Below are 21,951 nucleotides of genomic sequence, written 5' to 3' on the forward strand. Positions count from 1 at the left end.
GATCCATGAAGGTCGATCTGAAGAAGGACATCGTCGGCTACCGCGCGCGCACCGGCGTCTTCGACACCGTCGACGTGCCGCCGTTGCGGTTCCTCATGATCGACGGGCGCGGCGATCCCAACGGGCCGGTGTTCGGCGAGGCTCTCACGGCGCTGTACTCGATCGCTTATCCGCTCAAGTTCCTCAGCAAGAAGGAGCTCGATCGCGATTACGTCGTGATGCCGCTCGAGGCGCTGTGGTGGGCGGAGGACATGCAGAGCTTCACCGCCGCGCGCGACAAATCGGCATGGGAATGGACCGCGATGATCCTGACGCCCGACTGGATCACCGCGGAGCAGTTCGCGGGGGGGCGCGCGAAGGCGGCGTCGGCGGCTGCGGAGCGCGTGCGGCTCGAAACCCTGTCGGAGGGCCGGTGCGTGCAGACCCTTCACGTCGGGTCGTTCGACAGTGAGGGGCCGGTGCTGCAGAAGCTGCACGCGGAGGTGATCCCGTCTCGCGGGCTGCGGATGACGGGGCGGCACCACGAGATCTACCTGAGCGATCCGCGGCGCGCGGACCCGTCGAAGCTGCGCACGATCCTGCGCCAACCGGTGTCGGATGCCGCGAACTGAGCGCCGGTCAGGCGGCCGGCGCCGCCGTCCGGCCGTCGGCGAAGCGCGCCCGCGCGCGGTCGTGGTTGCGCTCGATCGGCACCGAGCGCGTCGCCTTGGGCAGACCCATCGGCTTCGTCGACACGTAGATGCTCTCGGCGCGATCGACCAGGAAAGTCTCGTGCCAGATGCCGACCGCCCCAGGCGCCTTGCGCACCGCTTTGTTGAATCGCGACCACGCGGGACGATGCTCCGCCGTCGGTGCGGACGCGTACGCGTAGAGCTTCTCGATCGAGGACCAGTACTGCACGACGTACGGTCCGCCGGCGCCCATCAGCAGCTCGTATCCCAGGAAACCGGAGTCCGGATCCATGCTCAGCTCGCGCAGCATGCGCGGCATCGCGGTGAACGCGGGCATCCACAGGTCGGGTCGCCACCAGCGGTTGATCTGCATTCCGATGTGGAAGACGACGAGTTCGCCGTCGTGCTGATGGGTATGACGACCGATCATGATCTTGCTCACGGGGGCTCCTCCTCCGATTGGATAGTTCTACTATCTATATTGGATAGCGCTACTATCGAAGTCAAGGGGGCTCGATGAGGATTTCAGAGCTGTCCGCCCGGAGCGGAGTGGCAGTGCCGACGATCAAGTACTACCTGCGCGAAGGGCTCGTTCCCGAGGGCGTGCGACTCTCGGCGACCCAGGCGGACTACGAGACCGCTCACCTCGAGCGCCTGCGCCTCGTCCGTGCGCTCGTCGACTCCGGGGTCAGTATCGCGACGACGCGCACCGTCCTCTCGGCTCTCGATGATCCCCCGGAGGCGCACCACCTCCTCGGAGTCGCGCACGCGGCGATCACCCCGGCGCTGGATCGCGAGATCGATCTGTCGGCCGCCGAGGCTCTGGCGGAAGGTCTCGGGTGGCGGCCGGGGATGTGCGATCAGCAGGTGCTCGGCGCGGTCGCGCGCGCGCTCGAGGGGATCGAGCAGGCCGGGTTCGAGGTGCCTGCCGACGTCATGCCGGTCTATCTCCGTTCGATCCGTGCGATCGCCGACGCCGAGATCGCCGGGGTTCCGACGGAGTCGCTGGAGGCGGCCGTCCGATACGTCGTCCTCGGATCGGTGATCGTCGAGCCGCTTCTGCTCGCCCTTCGCCGCGTCGCCCAGCAGGTGGCGTCCGCGGAGCGTTTCGGCTGACCTGGCAGATTGCCCCGAACCGCCCCTCGCCGATACTGAGCGATATATCGTTGAGTATCGCTGAGCTCAGCCGGAGCCAGCCTGAAGGAGGTCATCATGAGCGGTTCGAACATGGGCGATTGGTTCGGCGGCAGCGGCGCAGGCGCAGGATCGCGCGGCTCCGGACAGGGCTGGCCGATGGCGGGGCTCTGGGAGGCGATGGAGCAGCTCCGTGGCCAGTTCGAGCAGAAGGTCGGCGGCGGATCCACGCGGATGGGTCGCGGCGACGTGCGCAGCGCCGTCCTGGCGCTGCTCGCGGAGAAGCCGATGCACGGCTACCAGATCATCCAGCAGATCGAGGAGCGCAGCGGCGGCAGCTGGAAGCCGAGCCCGGGCTCGGTGTACCCGACGCTCCAGCTGCTCGCCGACGAGGGTCTCATCAAGGCCGAGGAATCCGGCGGCCGCAAGACCTACTCGCTCACCGAAGAGGGACGCGAAGTCGCGGATGCTGCAGCGGAGAAGTCGGCGCCGTGGGTGGGCTCGAGCTCCCGGATTGGCTTCAGCGACAGCGGCCGGACCACGGCGCTCCCGAAGGCCGGAATCGACCTTGCCCAGGCGGTCGCTCAGGTCGGGCGCTCCGGCAGCGCGGAGCAGGTGAAGGAAGCCGTCGCCGTCCTCGATGACGCGCGCCGTAAGCTTTTCTCCATCCTCGCCCAAGACTGAATCCGTGCCCGCCGCACGTCGGCCCTGAGCTTCGCGCACCCCTGGAGATCCGATGACCGACGCCGGTGAGATGCGCGCACGCTATCGCCGCATCACGCGGTTCGCCGCGCGCTATCTCGCCCAGGCGTGGTGGTACGAGCTGTTCCTGCCGCGCATCGGTCTCGGTTCCCTGTCCGCCCGCGGTCGCGCGGCGCGCCTCACTCGCATCGCCCGTCGGTTCCACGCTCTGGCCGTCGACCTCGGCGGGCTGATGATCAAGGTGGGCCAGTTCCTCTCCTCGCGCCTGGACGTCCTCCCGCCCGAGATCACGAAAGAGCTGGAGGGCCTCCAGGACGAGGTGCCCGCGGTGCCCTTCGAAGCGATCCGGACGCTCGCCGAAGCCGAGCTCGGCGTGCCGCTCGAGCGCGCGTACGCCTGGATCGACCCGGCGCCGCTGGCGGCGGCATCCCTCGGACAAGCGCATCGGGCGGTGCTGTCGGATGCCGATGCCGAGCAGTCCGGGCTCCGCGAGGTCGTGGTCAAGATCCAGCGCCCCGGCATCGACCAGATCGTCGACGTCGACTTGCGCGCCCTGCGCAAGGTCGGCGGGTGGCTCAGTCGCATCCGTCTCGTGTCCGACCGGGTGGACGCGCCGGCGCTCGTGGAGGAGTTCGCGGCCACGTCGCTCGAGGAGATCGACTATCTGAACGAGGCCGCGAACGCCGAGCACTTCGCCTCCGACTTCGCCGGTGACCGGCGGGTCGGCGTGCCCGACGTCGTGTGGGAGCGGACGACGCGTCGCGTGCTGACGCTGCAGGATGTCACCGCGATCAAGCTCAACGACGTCGACGGGCTGCGGGCGGCGGGGATCGACCCGTCCGAGGTTGCGATCGCGTTCGCGTCGGTCATGTTCGACCAGCTTTTCCGTGACGGGTTCTTCCACGCCGATCCCCATCCGGGCAACATCTTCGTGACGCCGGACGCGTCCGCGGACGACGGCACCGGTCCGGGCTGGCATCTCACGTTCATCGACTTCGGGATGATGGGCGAAGTGCCTCCCGGGCTGCGCCGAGGGCTCCGGCGGGTGCTCATCGCCGCGGCATCCCGCGACGGCAAGGGGATGGTCGACGGCATCCGCGAAGTGGGCGTCCTGCTGCCGTCGGCCGACACGACCGAGCTCGAGCGGGCGATGACCACGCTCTTCGCGCGATTCGGCGGGATGGGCTTCGCGGAGCTGCAGGAGGTCGACCCGCGGGAGTTCCGGGCGTTCGCGATCGAGTTCGGCGACGTGGTCCGCTCGCTGCCGTTCCAGTTCCCCGAGAACTTCCTCCTGATCATCCGCGCGATGTCGCTCGTCTCCGGCAACTGCAGTTCGCTCAACCCCGCGTTCAACATCTGGGACGCGGTCGAGCCGTATGCCGGGGAGCTCATCCGTCAGGAGGGCGGCAACGTCGTCCAGGCGTTCGCCGGGCAGGCGGTGACGGCGGTGCGGACGGCGGCGCGCCTGCCGCAGCGCCTCGACGATCTCACGACCCGCATCGAGGACGGCCGGCTCTCTGTGCAGAACCCGCGGCTCGAGCGTCGCATCGGCAGCCTCGAGCGGACGATGCGGCGGGTGATCTCAGCGGTGCTGTTCGCCGCGCTGTTCGTCGGGGGCCTGACTGTGCGTGCCGACGATGCGGTGTTCGGCACCGTCCTGATCGTCGTGTCCGGCATCCCGCTGCTGCACGCCCTGCTCGCCGGGTGGATCGGCAGGCGCCTGCCCTGACGGCGGGTCGGCGGATGCCGCGCCGCGGCGCCGACGCCCCACGAGTGCACGCAGCCCGAGTCCGAGCGCGGCAACTCCGGCCGCGGCGAGGACGGGCCGCAGCGCCAGTTCGGGGGTGAGGAGCGCGGCCTGGAAGACGCCCACGCCGTAGTCGATCAGGTCCGAGGAGGACCGCAGGAGCACGCGACTGCCGAGGGCGTTGAACAACGCCGTCGTCACCGCCGGAGCCACCCAGACCATCACAAGGGCCGCGAGAGCGGCGATCACGCGCCCCGCCGTCCCGATGCCCGTCCACGCGATCGCGATTCCCGTGAGCACCGGGGCGATCCACGGCGTGAGAGGCAGCAGTGCGGAGAAGACGCCCTCCGCCGTTCGTCCCGGGTCCAGCAGCAGTGCCGTCCAGGAGCCCATGCCGATCGCGCCGATCGTGAGACCGATCAGGGCTCCGGCGCGCGGTGCGCCGGCGACCAGGATCGTCACGATCGCGCCGACAAGCATCGACAGCACCGTCCCGGCGACCAGGGCCGCGAGGTAGACCGTGGATTCGAGTCGTTCCTGCAAGCCGGCGCGGAGCACCGTAGCCGTCTGCGCGGTCGCAAGACCCTGCACGATCAGGACGCCGAGGACGAGAAGCAGCAGGCCCCAACCGCGCACGCGCAGCATCCGCCCGGCGATGCCCGCGACAGTCGCGCCGACGATGAGGAGCGAGAAGACGAGGACGACCGAGGTGAAGCTGAAGGGAAGCAGCACGAACGGCATGGCCGTCGTTGTCGCTGTCCACAGCTCCTGCTCGGGGAGGCGGCCTCCGGCGATGATCCAGGGGAGCAGACCGAGGACGGCGCCCGCCGCCCCGGCGGGGAGGGCGTAGGCCCACGACCAGCGCCGCGGCTGCGGGGATTCCGGCATCACCCGAGATCCCGAAGACCGACGCGGTCGGGGATCTCGAAGGGCAGGCGGGGGAGCCACGCGGCGGGCTCCGGCCACGGGCGGGAGGACGGAAGGTTTCCGAGCATGCGTCGCAGCGCCGCATCCCGTGGCCTCGTCGGGGCGGGCGCGGCGATCACGCGCTGCGGCGCGCGGTGGCCGAGTGCGCCGCACCACCAGTGCCGCCAGGTGTCCGGGGCGTCCTCCGGCTCGAGCACGATGTAGTAATCGGGCATGATCGCGGCGCCCTCTTCGAAGAGGGACAGCGCGGTCTCCACCTCGACCTCGAGCGTCTCCAGCGTCGCGCGCGCTTCGAACAGCTCCACCCACGCGGCGGCGACGTGCACGAGCGGGTCCGCGTCATGCACGACCCAGGGTGTTGCGGATGCCGCGATCCGCCGTGTGGCGAGGGCCGGTTCACTGCCCTGCAGCGACAGGACCTCGACTCCACGGATGCCGTCGAGCGTGGCCAGGGCTTCTTCGGACTGATCGCCGACGATTGCGACGATGGTTCCGGTGTTCATCGTGTGCGCCATGCCTGATCGTACGACCGAACGCCCCGGGATCGGCGGATCCCGGGGCGTTCGGTTGTGCCAGGAGGTCAGTACCAGCCGACGGATTCGGAGTGATCCCACGCACCGCACGGGTTGCCGTAGCGGCCGGCGATGTAGCCCAGACCCCAGGAGATCTGCGTGGCGGCATTGGTCTGCCAGTCCGCGCCGGCGCTGGCCATCTTGCTGCCGGGCAGAGCCTGCGGGATGCCGTAGGCGCCGCTGCCGGCGTTGTACGCCTGCGAGTTCCATCCGGACTCACGGTCCCAAAGCGCCACGAGGCAGCCGAACTGGTCGTCGCCCCAGCCGTAGCCGGCGAGCATGCCGCGGGCGATCGCCTGCGCCTCGCCGGCGCTCGTGCCGGGTCCGGCGAAGACGGGCGAAGGAGTGCTCGATGCCTGCTCGGCCGCGGCGGCCTCGGCGGCGGCGGCGGCTTCGGCAGCCGCAGCGGCCTCTGCGGCGGCAGCGGCTTCGGCGGCGGCCTTTGCGGCGGCCTCCTGCTCCGCCTTCAGGGCGATCGCGGCGTCGAGCCGACCGCGCAGACCGTTGGTCCGGGCATCGACCGCCGCGACGGCATCCGTCACCTCGGTGCTGAACGCGGAGACCAGCATCGCGGGCAGCATGCTGGCGTCCTTGAGACGGTCGACGGCCTTCTCGAGGCGCGTGGTGTCGACGGTCGTGTTCGTGACGCCGACATCGAGGCCCGAGGCCTGGATGTCGGTCGTGACCTGAGCGGCGTCGGCGGTGGCCATCTTCGCCGCCACGAGAGCCGCGCGGGCTTCGATCGTGGTCTTGTCGCCGGCGGAGGCAGCCACCTGGGAGTCCAGGGGCACCGAGTACGACGCGAGCGAGAAGCTCGGCGACGTTCCCGCGGCCGAGGCCTGTGCGGACGTGACCGGGACGGCGACAGCCGCTCCGGTTGCGGCCACCACGGCGAAGGCGAGGCCCGCAGCGATGATCGCTGGGCGGCGGCGAGAGCGACGTTCGGCGATGCGGCGGGCGCGGCGGGCAGAGGACGTGGGGGTGCTGGAGCGCATGAAAACCGGTTCCGTATGAGAGATCCGCGCCCACGGGCGGGCGCCGTGCGTCCGCGAGGCGAACACAAGTCCCCGACTCTTCCTGGGTTTTCTGGACAGGTCCGGTGCGTTACCTGAACGTTACATGTGAGCGTCGCGCGGAAAAGTGCTGATCAGGGGCGTGGGGTATAGACGCGAATGCCGCCGATTCCGAAGAATCGACGGCATCCGGTGTCGTCTGTCACACGGGTTCACACCCGTGCGGATGACGCGAGATCAGAGCGGGCGGATGTTCGCTGCCTGCATGCCCTTGGGGCCACGCTCGGCGTCGAATTCGACCTTCTGGTTCTCGGTGAGCTCCTTGTAGCCGCTCGCGGCGATCGCGGTGTAGTGCGCGAACAGGTCGGCTCCACCGTCGTCGGGGGCGATGAATCCAAAGCCCTTTTCGGAGTTGAACCATTTCACGGTGCCAGTGGCCATCGTGTCATTCCTTTTACTTTTCGGGCCGCGAGAGCGACCAGGGGTGCCGCGCCGCAGTGTGCGGAGCGGACGTTTCAGACGCGGGGGACCCGCGGGGGTGGGGGCGAGGTGCGTGACGGATGCTGCGACAGCGGCTCGCGCCCGGTCGCGGGTCTCGTGCACACCGAGGTTCTCGCCGCGGGCGCCGTGGGCTTCGTGCCCCTGTGCCGTGGCCGCGACGAAACCCGCGTACTCGTCGGCGACGGTCGCGACGAAGACATCGGAGTCGGCCGGTCGCCAGACGGGCTGAGGTCGCGAGGCGGAGGGGGTGATGGTGACGGAGGTCAAAAGAACTTTCAGGAGCTGCGCGACGTCAGGGGACGCTCGTGCACGAAATCGAAGGGGAGTGGCGGCGGACGTCAGGAGAACGATCCGGGCGTCGTGTTGTCTGGTCCAGGCTCTGCATCTATGCGGAGTGGGTGACGACGCAAGACCCGAGTGGGCTTCTTCACTGTAACAGGCGTTCCTGGGTGGTGGCCCGGCGGGATGTTCTCGCGCCCGATGTGACGGCGAGGCGGCAGGTGCCGTCAACCTTCGCGACGACCAGGGTGGACAGCATCCGTTCGGCGGGTCAGGCTGGACTGTCGGAAGGAGCACCTCGATGGGCGTGCTGAAGTACGTGACGAACATGTCGCTCGACGGGTTCATCGAAGACGACGAGGGCCGATTCGACTGGCTGCCGCTGGACGACGAGCTCTTCGACCACCAGACCGAGCTCGTTGCGTCCGCGGACACGCTCCTGTACGGCCGTCGCCTGTACGAGTCGATGGCGGTGTGGGAGACGGATGCCGCGCTCGGCGCCCAGAACGATCGTTTCGGCGCGTTCTCCGCCGCGTGGAAGGCCGCGCACAAAGTCGTCTATTCGACGTCGCTCGCCGAGGTCGGCACCGCCGATACGCGCATCGAGCGCCGATTCGTCGATGACGAGGTCCGCCGAGTCACGCACGACGCCCCCGGCGACGTCCTGATCGGAGGGGCGGACCTCGCCGCCCGGGCGTTCGCCGGGGGGCTCATCGACGAATGCCTGCTCTTCGTGTTCCCCGTGAGCGTCGGCGGGGGCAAGCCCGCGCTCCCGCGTGGACAGCGCGTGGGTCTCGAACTCCTCGGGGAGCGTCGATTCTCGAACGGAGTCCTCCTTCTCCACCATCGCGTCCGCGCGCGCTGACTGTCCCGCCGGGTGGTGCCTGTTCCCGCGAGGAGGTGCCTGTTCCCGCGAGATGGTGCCTGTTCCCGCGAGATGGTGCATTTTCCGGCGAGGTGGTACCCACCATCTCGCGGGGGAACCCACCATCTCGGCGGGGAACCCACCATCTCGGCGGGGAACCCACCATCTCGGCGGGGAACCCACCATTTCGGCGGGGACGGGACGGGCGCGAGGACACACGCGATCGGGGATGCCGAGGGCGCGGTCAGCGGGCGCGGTGAGGATCAGTCGCTGAGAGTCCGCAGAACCTCGGGCAGGTGAGTGCGGATGCTGTCGGGCACCGGCCTCGGGCGCTCGGGGCGCCACGACGACGTCAGGTAGACGATCTTGCCCATCGGGTGGCCCATCCAGAGGTTGTCGAACCCGGCAGGAGTCGTGAAGTATCCGTAGAAGCTGCTCTGGCCCACGTACACCAGCACGAACACGGTCTTCAGGTTCCAGTTCGGATCCTCGCCGACCGGTTCGAAGCGCAGGTAGACCGGACTCTTATCGAGGAACGCGGTGTCCAGCACGAAGCCGATGCGCGGATCGTTGAACCCCGGCCACTCGACACGTATCTGCGGACTGGGCAGGTCGGGCTCCTTCGGACCGCGTCCGAGGATGTACTCGCGCCACGATCCGCGTTCGAAGTCGTTCGCTCGGCTGTCGAGCCGGAACTCCCTGCCGCCGAGCCCGAGGTAGACCCGTCCGTCGGTGCCCGCGTTCTCCATGTCTCCGGTGATGATCTGCACCAGGATTCCGGTGATGGCAGTCATGATCACTCCTCTCCATCCGGGCCGACGCCGAGGCCGGCTCATTGCAGAGAAGAAGAGGACCGCCCGACGGATGCTGATACACCTCGGCGTTCCCGCGCGCGGCGCTCGGCATCCGGTGCGAATCGCACCGGTCCTCTCAGCCGCTCGTCGGGATCGCGGGCTAGGCTCTCGCGAATGGGTGCGAAGCGGACGGCGATCTCGGTCGGTGCGCTCGTCGCCGCGCTGACGATCGCGGGCTGCGCCGCAGAGAGCACGCCCCCGGCGGCGCACACGACCCCGACAGCGGCACCGTCGCCTGTCCCCACCCTGTCCGCGCAGGAGCGCACGCACGCGTGGGTCGACCGACGGCTTGCGGGCATGACGCTCGAGCAGAAAGCCGCGTCGCTGCTCATGGTCCATGCACCCGGCACGGATCCCGCCCCGTTGCGCGCCCTGGTCGATCAGGGCGTCGGGGGAGTCATCCTGATGGGCGACAACATCCCCGGCACGCCCGAGGAGCTCCGCGATCTGACGTCCGCCCTGCACGTCGAATCCGATGCGGCGACCCTGGTCGGCATCGACGAGGAGGGCGGCATCGTCCAGCGGCTGCCGTGGGATCCCGCAGCCGATCCGGCTCAGCTGCGCGCGGCGCCGGCAGCGGACGCGCAGACGGCCTTCTCCATGCGGGCGGACGTGCTGGCGGCATCCGGAATCAACGTCAACTTCGGGATCGTCGCGGACGTGACGGCCGATCCCGCGTCCTTCATCTGGGATCGCGTGCTCGGCACTGATCCACAGTCCGCCGGCGACCGGGTGGCCGCGGCGGTCACGGGGGAGCAGGCGCAGGGGTCCGTCGCCGGCACGGTCAAGCACTTTCCCGGCCACGGCGCCGCTCCGGGCGACTCGCACACGAGTGTGCCGGCCGCTCCGCTCACGCTCGACGAATGGCGGGCCGCCGCCGCGCCCCCGTTCCGCGCCGCCGTCGACGCGGACGTCGACCTCGTGATGACGGGTCACCTCGCCTACCCCGCCGTCGATCCCACGCCCGCTTCGCTGTCGCCGGTGTGGCATCGCATCCTCAGGGAGGAGCTGGGCTTCGATGGGGTCGTCGTGACCGACGACATGCTCATGCTGCAGCACAACGGGCTCGCGGAGTACGCCGATGCCGGCGAGAACGCGATACGAGCGGTCGCGGCAGGGTCGGATCTGCTGCTGTACGTACTGCCGGCGGATCCGTCGACGTTCGGGATCAGCGTCCCCGGGCTCTCGGCCGCGCTGGCCGATGCCGTGCGCTCCGGGAGGATCCCGCAGGACAGGCTCGACGAGGCCGCCGCGCGGGTCATGACACTGCGCGCCGATCTCAGCCCGTTCCTGAGCAGGCAGATCGAGACCCGCGAGGGCAGCGACACCTGCCTGGTCGACGGGATCCCGGTGTCGGTCTGCTCGGTCTGACCTCGGGCCGGCGGGGTCGTTTCCCCTGGGGGCGCGGGGGATAATGCGGTTCACAGGCTTCGCGCGGTCAGGCGTCGAGGCAACCCTCGCAGAAACGTCGGCACCGCCCATGGCTCATTCAGACCACTTCCACCCGCACGGGACGGCGCCCTCCGCCGCGACCACCGCCGCGCAGCAGCGTGCCCGCGAGTCCCTGCCGTTCACCGATCGCCGGGACTTCGACGAGGTCACCCGCGGCTTCATCGCCCGGCCGACGGTGACGCGCATCATGGCGGACGCCGGCAACGTCGCGTGGGACTTCGGCGCGTACTCCTTCCTCACCGAATCGGACGAGTTCGACAGCATCCACCCTTCGCTCCAGCGACAGGCGGTTCTGAATGCCCACTACGGCCTGTTCGAGGTCGTCCCCGACCGGGTCTGGCAGGTGCGCGGCTTCGATCTCGCGAACGTCAGCTTCATCAAGTCGGACACGGGTTGGATCGTGTTCGATCCGTTGACCACGCGGGAGACCGCCGCGGCCGCGCTCGCCCTCGTCACCGAGCACCTGGGCGAACGCCCCGTCGTCGCGGTGGTCTTCTCGCATTCGCACGGCGATCACTTCGGAGGTGTGCGCGGAGTGATCGACGAAGCGGACGTCGTGAGCGGTGCGGTGCAGGTGATCGCGCCGGCGGGATTCCTCGAGCACGCGGTCGCCGAGAACGTCTATGCCGGAAACGCGATGTCGCGTCGCCTGTTCTACCAGTACGGCGCTCTGCTCGAGCCGAGCCCGTTCGGACACGTCGACCAGGCGATCGGGAAGAAGGTCGCCGCGGGCTCGATCGGTCTCATCGCCCCGACGATGTCGATCGAGGACGACTTCGAGGAGCACGTGATCGACGGGGTCCGGATGGTGTTCCAGAACACCCCCGGCACCGAGGCGCCGGCGGAGATGAACACGTGGTTCCCCGACCTCAAGGCGTTCTGGGCCGCGGAGAACATCACGGCGACGATCCACAACATCTACACCCTCCGCGGCGCGCTCGTCCGCGACGCCCTCGAATGGTCGAGGCAGATCAACGCCGCGCTGTACCGCTTCGGCGGAGAGGCGGAGGTCATGTTCGCCTCGCACAGCTGGCCGCGCTGGGGCAACGAGCGCATCCAGGAGGTGATGCGCGCACAGCGCGACACGTACGCGCACCTGAACAACACCGTGCTGCACCTCGCGAACCAGGGTGTGACGATCAACGAGATCCACAACGTCTACCGGGTGCCGGAATCGTTGCAGCGGCAGTGGACGGCGCGCAGCTACCACGGGTCGGTCCCGCACAACGCTCGGGCCGTTGTGAACCGCTATCTCGGTTACTGGGATGCGAACCCGACGACGCTCATCCCGCTCTCCCCGAAGGATTCCGCCCCGCTCTACGTCGAGCTGATGGGAGGCGCCGGACCGATCCTCGCCAAGGCGCGCGAGCTGATCTCCGAAGGCGAGTACTTCCTGGCCACCGAGATCCTGAACAAGCTCGTCTACGCCGAGCCGGGCGAAGAGGACGCGCGGATGCTGCTGGCGGAAGCCTTCGAGCAGATCGGGTACCAGCAGGAGAGTCCGAGCCTACGCAACAGCTTTCTGGCCGGAGCGCTCGAACTGCGCTCCGGGCTTCCCTCGGGCGTCACTCCCACGGCGACCGGACCGGATCTGGTGCGGGCGCTCACCACCGTGCAGTTCTTCGACTTCCTCGCGATCCGCCTCGACCCCGCCAAGGCCGAGACCTTGTCGTTCGTCGCGAACCTGACCACACCCGACACCGGACAGCGCTTCGTGATCGAGCTCTCCAACGGCGCCCTGACCACGCTCGAAGGAGCGGCGGCGGCCGATCCGGACGTCTCGGTGACGATCGATCGTGCACATCTCGAACGCGCCATGACCGGCGAGGTCTCCCTTGCGGCGCTGTTGACGGATGGGTCCGCGCACCTCGACGGCGACGGCAGCGTTCTCGCCCGACTGGGGGAGATGCTCGTCGACTTCCCGCTCGGCTTCGAGGTGCTTCCGGGAACGCCCGGCGCCGTCGCCGTGCCGGGGCGCTGACTTCAGTGTGAGGGGGCCACGGTTCCGCGGGCGGCCCACGCAGACCCGCTGATCTCGAAGGGAGCGGCGGGCATCTCGGCCCGCAGGGCGCGCTCCAGCGCCGAGCGCCCCGTCTCATCCAGCGACTCGATGTACGCCCCGATCGGGCCCGCGCCGCGCAGGTAGGGCGTCCACCAGTCTTCGAAAGTCGGGTGCAGCACGTGCACGGTCAACACCGTCTCCACGATGTCGTCGAGGCCGGCATCCCTGAGGTACTCGCTCAGCTGACCCGCGCGCGTCCCCGGGAGGTGCGCTTCGCGCGGAGCGTCGGGGTCGTGGGCGCTCAGCACATCCCAGAAGCGGCTCAACGGGCTCGTTCCCCCCGCGTGGTCCCACGTGCAGGCCGCGATGATCCCACCCGGCCGCGTGACCCGCGCCATCTCCCGCAGATCGTGGACCGGGTCGGCGAGGAAGTGCACGACGAGCTGGGCCAGGGCTGCGTCGAACTCGGCATCGTCGAACGGCAGGTCACCGGCGGATGCCGTCTCGACCCGTACGTCGGGAAAGCGCTCGCGCGCGGATGCGACATACGATGCCGACGGGTCGACGCCGGCGACGGAAGACGCCCCGACACGTGCCACGAGCTCGCCGGTCAACGCACCGGGACCGCATCCCACATCGAGGACGCGCTGCCCGGCTCGCACGCCGGCGAAGTCGGCGAACGGAGCGCTGAGCAGAGTCGAATAGCGACCCATGAAGCGGTCGTAGTCGATCGCGGCACCATCGAACCCCATGCCCACACGGTAGAACTCGGTCGGCCGCGGCGGTAGGGCCGCGCGTGACGGCGATCGTGCGCGGCTCGGCTCTGGCGCTGTTGGTGTCTTGCCACGACGGCGATGGCTGACTAGTCTCAAGATCCCCGACGGAAGGATCTTGAATATGAGCGCCTACGATCGTTGAAATACCAAAGCGAACCCCCGCTCGACCAGGTCGAGCGGGGGTTTCGTCGTCCGGGCGGTTACGAGCCGATGGCTGATCCGAGCACGGAGACGAGATGTGACTGCGCCTCGCGTCCTGCGCGTGTCGGCACGAGCGGGTACACGTGCACCTGCCCGGCACCCTCGCACAGTTCGAAGGGCACGCCGGCGGCACGGGATTTCTGCGCGAGCACGTGCGCATCGGGATTGAGGACATCTCTCGTCCCGGTGAAGACCGTGAGGGGGCCGAGTCCGGCGAGATCGCCGAACAGCGGACTCACCGCGGGGTCGAGCAGGTCGAGATCGCCGCGCCACTGCTCGGCGAGGACCTGGCCGCCGGGAGTGGCCAGCCAAGGGTCCGACGGCTGCACGAGCGGAATGCGGGGGTTGCTCCACGAGAGATCCAGTGCGGGGGAGATGAGGACGGTCCGGGGGAGCACCACGCCGCCGTCGCGGAGGGCGAGTGCCGTGGAGAGAGCGATCTGACCGCCTGCGGAATCACCGGCGAGGCAGGTCGCTCCGTACGTGTCGATGCTCCGGCGGACCAGAGCGGCCGCCGTGTCGCGCGCCTCGCGGGCGGTTCCGAACGGAACCAGGGGGTAGATCGGCACGACGACCGCCGTCGACGTCTCCGCGGCGATCCGTGCGGCCAGGTGCCAGTGCTGAGGTGCGATCTCGTTCACCCAGCCGCCGCCGTGCACGTACACCACGGCGCCGCGGGTCTCGGGCGGCAGGATCGTGTACACGGGCCAGCCGTCGAACTGTTCCACGTCGACACGGATCCCGGGCCGCAGGCGCGACGGAGGGCCGTACGGCACCGGTCGCAGCTCGCGTTCCCGGATCCGCTTTCTCGCGCCGTCGGCGCTGACGAAGGTCCGGTTCGCGCGCATCATGCGCAGCGCGAGGGGAACGACGGCATCGGGGAGGACGGCTCGCATCATCTCAGCATCACACGACGCGTCGACCGTTAGCCTCCTTCGTGTGCTGCGCTTCGACGATCCGCTCCCGCTCCGACCGCGGCGTGTGCTCGTGGCCGGAGTGTCCGGCGCGGGCAAGAGCACGCTGGCCAGGCGGATCGCCCGCGTTCTCGACGCGCCCTACACCGAGCTCGACGCGCTCTACCACGGCCCGGAATGGACGCCCCGGGAGGGGTTCGTCGAGGACGTGCGGATGCTGGCGGATCAGCCGTCGTGGACGACCGAGTGGCAGTACTCCACCGCGCGGCCCCTGCTGGTCGAGCGTGCCGACCTCCTGGTGTGGCTGGATGTGCCGTTCGCGACGGTCACCCTGCCGCGAGTGGTGCGGCGCACGCTGCGACGCCGCCTCCACCGAGAGGTTCTGTGGAACGGAAACATCGAACCGCCTCTGCGGACGTTCTTCCATGACCGGGAGCACATCGTCCGCTGGTCGATCAGGACCAGACGCAAATACACGGGGCGGATCCCGCAACTCGACGCCGACATGCCGCATCTCGCGATCGTCCGGCTGCGCACTCAGCGGGAGCTCGAAGCGTGGATGGCAGGGCCCCTGGCCTCGGCGGCGGACTGAGCGTGTGCCCGGCTACCGCGCCCGACGGTCGTACATGAGCCCAAGGACACCACTGTCCAGCAGAGCCTCATCCACGGACTGGAAACCCGTCGGGACGAACGGTCCGTCCACCAGGGGCACACCGGAGCCGATGATGAAAGGGCTCTGCTTCCGGGCTGGTGGTCTTCGAGCGCCGGGTCGAGCTCGTTGCGGTGCAGCAGCACGATCGGAAGGCCCACCCTGGCGACCATCCGATCCCACTCCGGCTTCCTCCGGACGGGGGAGTGCGTGATGTCGCACAGCGAGCATTCCGCCGAGCCGAAGAGGTGCCCGAGCACATAGCGGATCTCGCCCCCGACGCCCCCGTCAGCGTTGTAGATGCCCGAGTACCCGACGATCGCCGAGCCGACCTGCGGGGGGAAGGCGTCGCTGTCTGGCACGTGATCAAGGATAAGAGCCGGAGCGACGGCATCGCTCGAACAGCGGCGGCCCTCCGGCGGTGGAGTTGGGGAACCCGAGCCGCCGGAGGGCCTGAACCCGCGGCGAAGCGTCAACGACGAGGGCTGGAACGCTAGGGGGCCTCACAGCGTCACCGTCGCGGGTCTGTTCCCAACATAGGGAGCGCAGCGCACGGCGGTCATCAGTTCGGATCTCGACCGCCGCAGAATTCACATGACCGAAACGTGTCGGCGGTCAGCTGCCGGGCGTACGATCGCGGGCATGAGCCGGATCTTCACGATGTCGTTCGCGTCGGTGTATCCGCTGTACGTCGCGAAGGTCGAGCGCAAAGGGCGCACCCAGGCTGAGCTCGACGAGGTCATCGCGTGGCTCACCGGCTTCGACGCCGTCGCGCTGGCACGCCACATCGAGGCCGGCACCACGTTCGAGGAGTTCTTCGAGGACGCCCGCCTCAACCCGAGCGCGACGCTCATCACCGGCACCGTCTGCGGCGTTCGTGTGCAGGACGTGGACGATCCCCTCATGCAGAAGATCCGCTATCTCGACCTGCTCGTCGACGAGCTCGCGCGCGGCAAGGCGATGAGCAAGATCCTGCGCTCACCGCAGCCGGCCTGACCTCACTCCGCTCCGAATCGGTCGGCCAGGCGCACGAGCGTCGGCAGACCCCGTGATGTCGCCGGACCGCCGGTGAGACGCTCCGCCACGGGCGTCGCGTTGCTCTCGGCGTCCCGCTCGTTGACGGTGACCATCCAGCCGGGTCCGGCATCCACGATCTCGCAGCGGCGATGCGCCGCCGTGCGGACGACCTCCGGATCGGTCGGGTCCACGACACCCCCGCCGTGGAGGGTCACCTCGCAGCGCCGGATGTCGAGCCGATCCGCATGAACGTCGACGATCGCGACGACGTCGGCGAGCGGCATCCAGAATCCCTCGCGTTCGATCCCGGAGCGTCGGGCCAGCGCCGACCCTGCGGCCTCGACCGTGGCCCCCGGGTCGGCCGAAGCGAACAGGATGGTCCCGTTGCTCTGGAACGCGCGCGGATCGGCGGCGCCGGCATCGGCGAAGGATCCGACGACGTCGGCCGTCGACGGGTGCCCGCGCTGTCCCTGATTCACGTTCCGGAAAAAGGCGACGCACTGCACAATCAGGAGCGTACGCCGTCCGGATGCGGCGCATCCGGATGCCGATGCATCGCCCCCCGCCCACGTGCCGGGCGTAGCCTGATCGAATGCCGTCACAGACCTCTCTGAGCGCGCGCGCCGCGCTCATCGCGTTGACGGAAGACGTGGCCGCCGGGCGCGGAGCCGGGTTCCCCGGCTTGAGCGCCCTGCCCGCTTCGGCGGATGCCCGGTCGTCGGCCGTGCTGATCCTGTTCGGCATCCTGGACGGACTGCCCAGCGACCATCGAGCCGCGAGCGACGCCGTCTCACGCGACCTCGACGTCCTGCTGCTCGAGCGCGCGGCGACGCTGCGGGCCCATCCCGGTCAAGTCGCCTTCCCCGGCGGTCGCCTGGACCCGCAGGATTCCGGACCGGTCGACGCAGCGCTGCGCGAGGCGCAGGAGGAGACCGGACTGGACCCCGACGGGGTGGAAGTGCTGGGCATGCTCGAACGCGTCCCGCTGGCCTTCTCGCAGAACCTGGTCACGCCCGTCGTCGCGTGGTGGCGGCATCCGTCAGAGGTCCGTGTCGTCGACGAGGCCGAGTCGGCCGCGGTCTTCCGCGCGCCGGTCGCCGATCTGCTCGACCCGGCGCATCGAGGAGTGACGGTGATCCGCCGCGACGGCCGGACGTGGAGCGGACCCGGCTTCACCGTCGAGCGCGAGGGCCGCGAATTCCTCGTGTGGGGGTTCACGGCGATGCTGCTCGACGGCCTGTTCGAGCGGCTCGGCTGGACCGAGCCCTGGGACCGGGCCCGCGAGCTTCCGTTGGATCTGGACGGCCTGCCGCGGTGAAGGCGGCGCTCATCCTGGCGACCCAGCAGTTCGCCGATCACCCGGCGCTCGCCGATCCCGACATCGACCTGATCCTGTTCGTCGAAGCGGATGCCGCCTTCCGTCGGCGCCCGTATCACTCCCACAAGATCGTGCTGCTGCTGTCGGCCATGCGGCACACCGCAGCGCGGCTGTCGGCCGACGGCCGCCGGGTGGAGCGCGTGACGCTGGATGCCGACCTCGGGTTCCTGCACGCGCTTCGGCACCTCGCCCGCACGCACGACATCGAGGCGCTCGCATGGATGTCGGCGACCGATCGGGGTGTGGACCGTCGCCTCCTGCGCTTCTGCGAGCAGGAGTCGCTGCACACCCGCGTCTACTCCGACGCTCTGTTCCTGACTCCTGCCCGCGACCTCGACGAATGGTTCACGGGGCATGCCGCGGCGCGCATGGAGGACTTCTATCGGTGGCAGCGCCGGAGGACCGGCATCCTCATGGACGGCGCGCAGCCCGTCGGCAAGCGCTGGAATTTCGACGCCGACAACCGCGAGCCGCTGCCGAAAGGCGGCATCGACGTGCCCGCGCCCCTGCTGCCCGAGCACGACGACATCACCCGTGACGTGATCGCCGAGGTGGCGAGGCGCTTTCCGGATGCGCCGGGCGACGCTGCGGAATTCTGGCTGCCGGTGACGCCGGATGCCGCGCGTCGCTGGCTGGATGACTTCGTGTCGCGGCGCCTCGAGCTCTTCGGTCGCTACGAGGACGCGATGGCCGCGGAAGAGCCGTTCCTCTTCCACTCGCTGCTGAGCCCCCTGCTGAACATCGGACTGCTCACGGTGGACGAGGTCGTGGACGCGGTGCTCGCGCATCCGGACGCGCCGCTCGCGTCGCTGGAGGGCTTCATCCGGCAGGTGATCGGGTGGCGCGAGTACATGCGCGGTGCGTACCGGGCGATGCCGGAGCTGAAGCAGGCGAACCACTTCGCTCTGTCGAGGAGGCTCGAGCCGTGGTGGTACACCGGGCACGGCATCCCGGATGATCTTCCCGTGCCGGTGCGGACCGTGCTCGAGCGCGTCCTGCGCTGGGGGTACGCCCATCACATCGAGCGGCTCATGGTGCTCGGCAACTGGTTCCTGCTGCAGGGCTACCACCCGCACGACGTGTACGACTGGTTCTCGGCGCTGTTCGTCGATGCGTACGAGTGGGTGATGGTGCCGAACGTGCAGGGAATGAGCCAGTACGCGGACGGTGGTCGCGTGGCGACGAAGCCGTACATCTCGGGCGGGGCGTACCTGCAGAAGATGGGATCGTGGTGGGGGAGCGCCGCCGAGGCGCGGGACTCGGAGTTCACCGCCGCGTATTGGGCGTTCCTCGACGCGCACGAGGAGCAGCTGCGGGGCAACCCGCGTCTGTCCCTCCCGCTCGCGCAGATGCGCAAGCGCCGCGCCGGCTGACCTGCTCCTCGCGAGAGGGCACTTCTGACAGGCGACACGCCGGTGAAGCGGTCCGTTTCTGCCCTCTCGCGCGGTGCAGGTGGGTCTAGGGTTCAGCCATCGAGGCTCAGGAGGTGCGATGGCGCGTCGGATGGCTGATCCGGAGTACAAGCGGCTGCAGGAGTCCCGGCTGGACGAACTGCAGATCCTGCCGGTGAACGACCTCGCGACCCGCCTGCAGCGCGGGCGCCCCGCCGACGAGTGGCCGCCCTACGTCTCGGCCGAGCACGACCTCGAGAAGGCCCGGATCATCGTGCTCATCCCGCGCCCCGAACCGCGACCGCGCCTGAAGGTGGGATCGGGCATGTTCTCCCTCGAGGACGACCACCCTTCGGCCGAACGCCTCGCGCGCGTGCTCGAAGCCGTCGATCTCCAACCCCGACACGTGATGCCGTGGCACGCGTACCCGTGGCGCGACGCGGGTCGCCACACGCACGAGCAATTGGATGCCGGGGCGCGGCCCCTGCGTCAGCTCATCGATCTGCTGCCTCGCGTGAAGGCCATCGTCGCCCACGGCGAGGAGTCCGCCTACGTGGCGAACCGCCTGTCGTCTCCGGATATCGCCGGAACACTGCTGCGCGATCGCGGCATCCACGTCTTCGCCGCCCGCTCGACGAGTCCGTCGGCATGGTCGGGGGACGATGCCACGACCGAGAGCGCACTGCGCACGGTGCGCGAGGTGTACCGCCAGGCGATGGTCCACGCGCGTCTGCGACCGCTCGAGGAGAACGGCAAGCGCAGGCGTTGAGCTGACCCCTTGACCGTCCCGCAGGCGGGCGAGGAGCATGGGGTCCCGGATGCGCGAGAGGAGAACAGGATGATCCCGGTTCGCGTCGCGGGGATCGCGCTCGACCCTGCCGGTCAGCACGTCATCCTGCTCAAGCCGATCGATGAGGCACCCGGCGAGGGGCGCATCCTGCCGATCTGGATCGGCGCGCAGGAAGCGACCTCGATCCTGGCGGCGGTGGAGGGCGCGGACACGCCGCGGCCGCTCGCGCACGACCTGATGCGCACGCTTCTGGCTCAGCTGGACGCGTCCGTCGGCGGGGTCGCCGTGTCCCGGATCACGGACGGGACGTTCTACGCCGACATCACTCTTAAAACGATCGCCGGCGAGCGCATCGTCGACGCCCGGCCCTCCGACGCGATCGCCCTCGCCTGCCGGGTCGGCGCTCCGATCCGCGTCGCGGAGGACGTCCTCGAGGAGGCCGGTGTGCTCGACACGGTGACGGCGTCCGATGACGACGAGGACGAGGCCCTCGACGAGTTCAAGCGCTTCCTCGAGGACGTCGACCCGGACGATTTCCGCGGCTAGCGAGCACCCTCAGGGGAACGCGAGGACCTGGTCGCCCCACCCGGCCCGCAAGGCGGCGTCGAGGTCCTCCACGACGCGGTCCTGTGCGTCGATCACCAGCGTCTGTCGATCCTGCACGTCATAGGACGGCCAGGCGACGGCATCCGTCACCGCAGCAGCATCGGGTGCCTCGCCGCGCGCGAACGCGGTCCAGCGGGCGCGCACGCGCTCCGAGATGCGATCCGCCGTGCGCCTGCCGCCGAGCCAGAACGTCGGATCCTTCGGACCGGTGGCGAGGTTGCCCCACACGTAGGCGAGCTCGGCGCCGTGCGTCGCCCCGATGCCGATCGCATTCATCGCGCGCGTCGCGTGGTCGAACCGGTACAGCCACACCGGCGCGACCGCGCTGTGCCCCTCCGCGATCCAGATCGTCGGCAGACGGAACGCGATGTCGCGCGCGATCCCGAGCCCCAGCACCTTCTGACGGACCCCCTCGTATCCAGCGAGCACCGCGTCGCGTGACGGGAGTTCGACGTCGGGGTTCTCAGCCCGCATGTCGGCGAACATGCGCTCGATGTCGTCTTTCGTGACCGGCATGAGCGGGCTCTTCATGAAGCGGAAGAACGACGCCTCGTCGCGGTTCGTGCCGATCATGAGCGGGACGGCGAGCCCGCGCCCCTCCTTGAGGACGGATGCGGGTGCCTCCGGCACCAGCTCGCCGTCCACGACCGGCGCGAAGGCGAGGGTGCCCGGGGCGGCGGTCGGGACTGCCGCGAAGACGGCCATCGTCGCCCGGACGATTTCGTCCGCGGGGAGCTCCCGCAGCCGTGGCAGGGCGGAGGCCTCGACGCCGGTTTCGGTCAGGAACCGCTGCGCCACCTCGCCGGCGCGCTTCGGTCCGTACATGCTCGTGGCGGGGGAGGACTCGGCGATCGCGCGGTGGAACAGGCCCTCGGCGCTCGGCGTCGCCAGCAGCGTGGTGACGAGCCCGCCGCCCGCCGACTCCCCGAACACGGTCACGCGCTCCGGGTCGCCGCCGAATCCCGCGATGTTGTGCTGCACCCAGCGCAGCGCCAGCAGGATGTCCTTCAGCGCCAGGTTGCCGTCGAAGACGTCCTCGGGCGTCGACAGCGACGACAGGTCGAGGAATCCCAGCGCTCCGATCCGGTAGTTGAGGGTGACCACGATCACGTCGCCCGTCTGCACGAGCGCGGCACCGTCGTACATGGGCTGGCTCGACGAACCGAACGTGTACGCGCCTCCGTGCAGCCACACCATGACGGGGCGCCCGGCGTCCTCCGACGTCCCCTGGCGACGCCAGACGTTCAGGAACAGGCAGTCCTCGTCCTGCACCGCATCCGGTCCCAGGTGCAGCGCCGGGTTCGTCTGCTGCGGCGCGATCGCGCCGAACGTCGTCGCATCGACCTCACCTCTCGCGACGTGGGGCACGGGGTCGCGCCAGCGGCGCTCTCCGACCGGCGCCTCGGCGTAGCGGATTCCCTTGAACACCTCGGCTGCGCCCGATGCGGTACCTCGGAAGCTCGCGCGGGACGTCGTGGCGACGGGCGGGGCAGCAGGTGTCTGGCTCATC

The 21,951-nt window shown here is 69.5% G+C and carries 22 protein-coding genes; 13 read left to right on the forward strand and 9 right to left on the reverse strand.

What is annotated here, in order from left to right:
• Positions 1-5: 5 nt before the first annotated feature.
• The gene (locus tag ABD197_RS07785; protein WP_344053259.1) at positions 6-611 is read left to right on the forward strand and encodes a GyrI-like domain-containing protein; all 606 of its coding nucleotides are present in this window, start codon (positions 6-8) and stop codon (positions 609-611) included.
• A gap of 7 nt (positions 612-618) precedes the next feature.
• Here ABD197_RS07785 and ABD197_RS07790 read toward each other — a convergent pair whose 3' ends face one another.
• The gene (locus ABD197_RS07790; protein WP_344053261.1) at positions 619-1,113 is read right to left on the reverse strand and encodes a DUF4188 domain-containing protein; all 495 of its coding nucleotides are present in this window, start codon (positions 1,111-1,113) and stop codon (positions 619-621) included.
• 74 nt (positions 1,114-1,187) lie between these two features.
• Between ABD197_RS07790 and ABD197_RS07795 the strand changes: the two genes are divergently transcribed.
• The 3 genes from ABD197_RS07795 to ABD197_RS07805 all read left to right on the forward strand — a co-directional run bounded on the left by ABD197_RS07795 (position 1,188) and on the right by ABD197_RS07805 (position 4,236).
• Positions 1,188-1,787, forward strand: coding sequence for a MerR family transcriptional regulator (locus ABD197_RS07795; RefSeq protein ID WP_344053263.1), 600 nt, complete (start codon positions 1,188-1,190; stop codon positions 1,785-1,787).
• Between the two features lie 96 nt (positions 1,788-1,883).
• A complete protein-coding gene (locus tag ABD197_RS07800; RefSeq protein ID WP_344053266.1) occupies positions 1,884-2,489 on the forward strand; it encodes a PadR family transcriptional regulator in 606 nt (201 codons plus the stop codon).
• Between the two features lie 52 nt (positions 2,490-2,541).
• On the forward strand, positions 2,542-4,236 hold the full coding sequence (locus tag ABD197_RS07805; RefSeq protein WP_344053268.1) for an ABC1 kinase family protein: 1,695 nt from the start codon (positions 2,542-2,544) through the stop codon (positions 4,234-4,236).
• Between the two features lie 905 nt (positions 4,237-5,141).
• Here ABD197_RS07805 and ABD197_RS07810 read toward each other — a convergent pair.
• The 3 genes from ABD197_RS07810 to ABD197_RS07820 form a co-directional block, all read right to left on the reverse strand.
• On the reverse strand, positions 5,142-5,696 hold the full coding sequence (locus ABD197_RS07810; RefSeq protein ID WP_344053270.1) for a hypothetical protein: 555 nt from the start codon (positions 5,694-5,696) through the stop codon (positions 5,142-5,144).
• A gap of 65 nt (positions 5,697-5,761) precedes the next feature.
• Positions 5,762-6,748: an aggregation-promoting factor C-terminal-like domain-containing protein gene (locus ABD197_RS07815; protein WP_344053272.1), complete on the reverse strand. Its 987-nt coding sequence runs from the start codon at positions 6,746-6,748 to the stop codon at positions 5,762-5,764.
• Between the two features lie 255 nt (positions 6,749-7,003).
• On the reverse strand, positions 7,004-7,207 hold the full coding sequence (locus ABD197_RS07820; RefSeq protein WP_179435946.1) for a cold shock domain-containing protein: 204 nt from the start codon (positions 7,205-7,207) through the stop codon (positions 7,004-7,006).
• A 640-nt stretch (positions 7,208-7,847) separates the two neighbouring features.
• On the opposite strand from ABD197_RS07820, the gene ABD197_RS07825 reads away from it, so the two are divergent.
• A complete protein-coding gene (locus ABD197_RS07825; protein WP_344053274.1) occupies positions 7,848-8,411 on the forward strand; it encodes a dihydrofolate reductase family protein in 564 nt (187 codons plus the stop codon).
• 263 nt (positions 8,412-8,674) lie between these two features.
• On the opposite strand, the gene ABD197_RS07830 is transcribed toward ABD197_RS07825, so the two are convergent.
• The gene (locus ABD197_RS07830) at positions 8,675-9,205 is read right to left on the reverse strand and encodes a hypothetical protein (protein WP_344053276.1); all 531 of its coding nucleotides are present in this window, start codon (positions 9,203-9,205) and stop codon (positions 8,675-8,677) included.
• 174 nt (positions 9,206-9,379) lie between these two features.
• Here ABD197_RS07830 and ABD197_RS07835 point away from each other — a divergent pair, with 174 nt between their 5' ends.
• Positions 9,380-10,636 (forward strand): glycoside hydrolase family 3 N-terminal domain-containing protein, encoded by a 1,257-nt coding sequence (locus ABD197_RS07835; protein WP_344053278.1) that lies wholly within the window; start codon positions 9,380-9,382, stop codon positions 10,634-10,636.
• Positions 10,637-10,745: 109 nt separating this feature from the next.
• Complete coding sequence (locus tag ABD197_RS07840; protein WP_344053280.1) at positions 10,746-12,698, forward strand: alkyl/aryl-sulfatase; 1,953 nt, start codon at positions 10,746-10,748, stop codon at positions 12,696-12,698.
• 2 nt (positions 12,699-12,700) lie between these two features.
• Here the strand turns inward: ABD197_RS07840 and ABD197_RS07845 are convergent, their stop codons facing one another.
• Together ABD197_RS07845 and ABD197_RS07850 are read right to left on the reverse strand one after the other, a co-directional pair.
• On the reverse strand, positions 12,701-13,471 hold the full coding sequence (locus ABD197_RS07845) for a class I SAM-dependent methyltransferase (RefSeq protein WP_344053282.1): 771 nt from the start codon (positions 13,469-13,471) through the stop codon (positions 12,701-12,703).
• Between the two features lie 224 nt (positions 13,472-13,695).
• Positions 13,696-14,595 (reverse strand): alpha/beta hydrolase fold domain-containing protein, encoded by a 900-nt coding sequence (locus tag ABD197_RS07850; protein ID WP_344053284.1) that lies wholly within the window; start codon positions 14,593-14,595, stop codon positions 13,696-13,698.
• Positions 14,596-14,635: 40 nt separating this feature from the next.
• Here ABD197_RS07850 and ABD197_RS07855 point away from each other — a divergent pair, with 40 nt between their 5' ends.
• On the forward strand, positions 14,636-15,202 hold the full coding sequence (locus ABD197_RS07855; protein ID WP_344053286.1) for a P-loop NTPase family protein: 567 nt from the start codon (positions 14,636-14,638) through the stop codon (positions 15,200-15,202).
• A 699-nt stretch (positions 15,203-15,901) separates the two neighbouring features.
• Positions 15,902-16,255, forward strand: a complete 354-nt coding sequence (locus ABD197_RS07860) for a DUF2200 domain-containing protein (protein WP_344053287.1) — start codon at positions 15,902-15,904, stop codon at positions 16,253-16,255.
• Between the two features lie 2 nt (positions 16,256-16,257).
• Here ABD197_RS07860 and ABD197_RS07865 read toward each other — a convergent pair whose 3' ends face one another.
• The gene (locus ABD197_RS07865) at positions 16,258-16,878 is read right to left on the reverse strand and encodes a DUF1697 domain-containing protein (protein ID WP_425561004.1); all 621 of its coding nucleotides are present in this window, start codon (positions 16,876-16,878) and stop codon (positions 16,258-16,260) included.
• Between ABD197_RS07865 and ABD197_RS07870 the strand changes: the two genes are divergently transcribed.
• The 4 genes from ABD197_RS07870 to ABD197_RS07885 all read left to right on the forward strand — a co-directional run bounded on the left by ABD197_RS07870 (position 16,869) and on the right by ABD197_RS07885 (position 20,381).
• The gene (locus ABD197_RS07870) at positions 16,869-17,594 is read left to right on the forward strand and encodes an NUDIX hydrolase (RefSeq protein WP_344053289.1); all 726 of its coding nucleotides are present in this window, start codon (positions 16,869-16,871) and stop codon (positions 17,592-17,594) included. The two genes, ABD197_RS07865 and ABD197_RS07870, sit on opposite strands and share 10 nt — an antisense overlap.
• The gene (locus tag ABD197_RS07875) at positions 17,591-19,027 is read left to right on the forward strand and encodes a cryptochrome/photolyase family protein (protein WP_344053291.1); all 1,437 of its coding nucleotides are present in this window, start codon (positions 17,591-17,593) and stop codon (positions 19,025-19,027) included. Before ABD197_RS07870 ends, ABD197_RS07875 begins: the two co-directional genes overlap by 4 nt.
• Before the next feature lie 130 nt (positions 19,028-19,157).
• A complete protein-coding gene (locus tag ABD197_RS07880; RefSeq protein WP_344053293.1) occupies positions 19,158-19,814 on the forward strand; it encodes a uracil-DNA glycosylase family protein in 657 nt (218 codons plus the stop codon).
• A gap of 69 nt (positions 19,815-19,883) precedes the next feature.
• A complete protein-coding gene (locus tag ABD197_RS07885) occupies positions 19,884-20,381 on the forward strand; it encodes a bifunctional nuclease family protein (protein ID WP_344053294.1) in 498 nt (165 codons plus the stop codon).
• Between the two features lie 9 nt (positions 20,382-20,390).
• Here ABD197_RS07885 and ABD197_RS07890 read toward each other — a convergent pair whose 3' ends face one another.
• Entirely contained in the window at positions 20,391-21,950 is a 1,560-nt protein-coding gene (locus tag ABD197_RS07890) for a carboxylesterase/lipase family protein (RefSeq protein WP_344053296.1), read from the reverse strand.
• Position 21,951 lies beyond the last annotated feature (1 nt).

Source organism: Microbacterium lacus, from assembly GCF_039531105.1.
GTDB classification, from domain to species: domain Bacteria; phylum Actinomycetota; class Actinomycetes; order Actinomycetales; family Microbacteriaceae; genus Microbacterium; species Microbacterium lacus.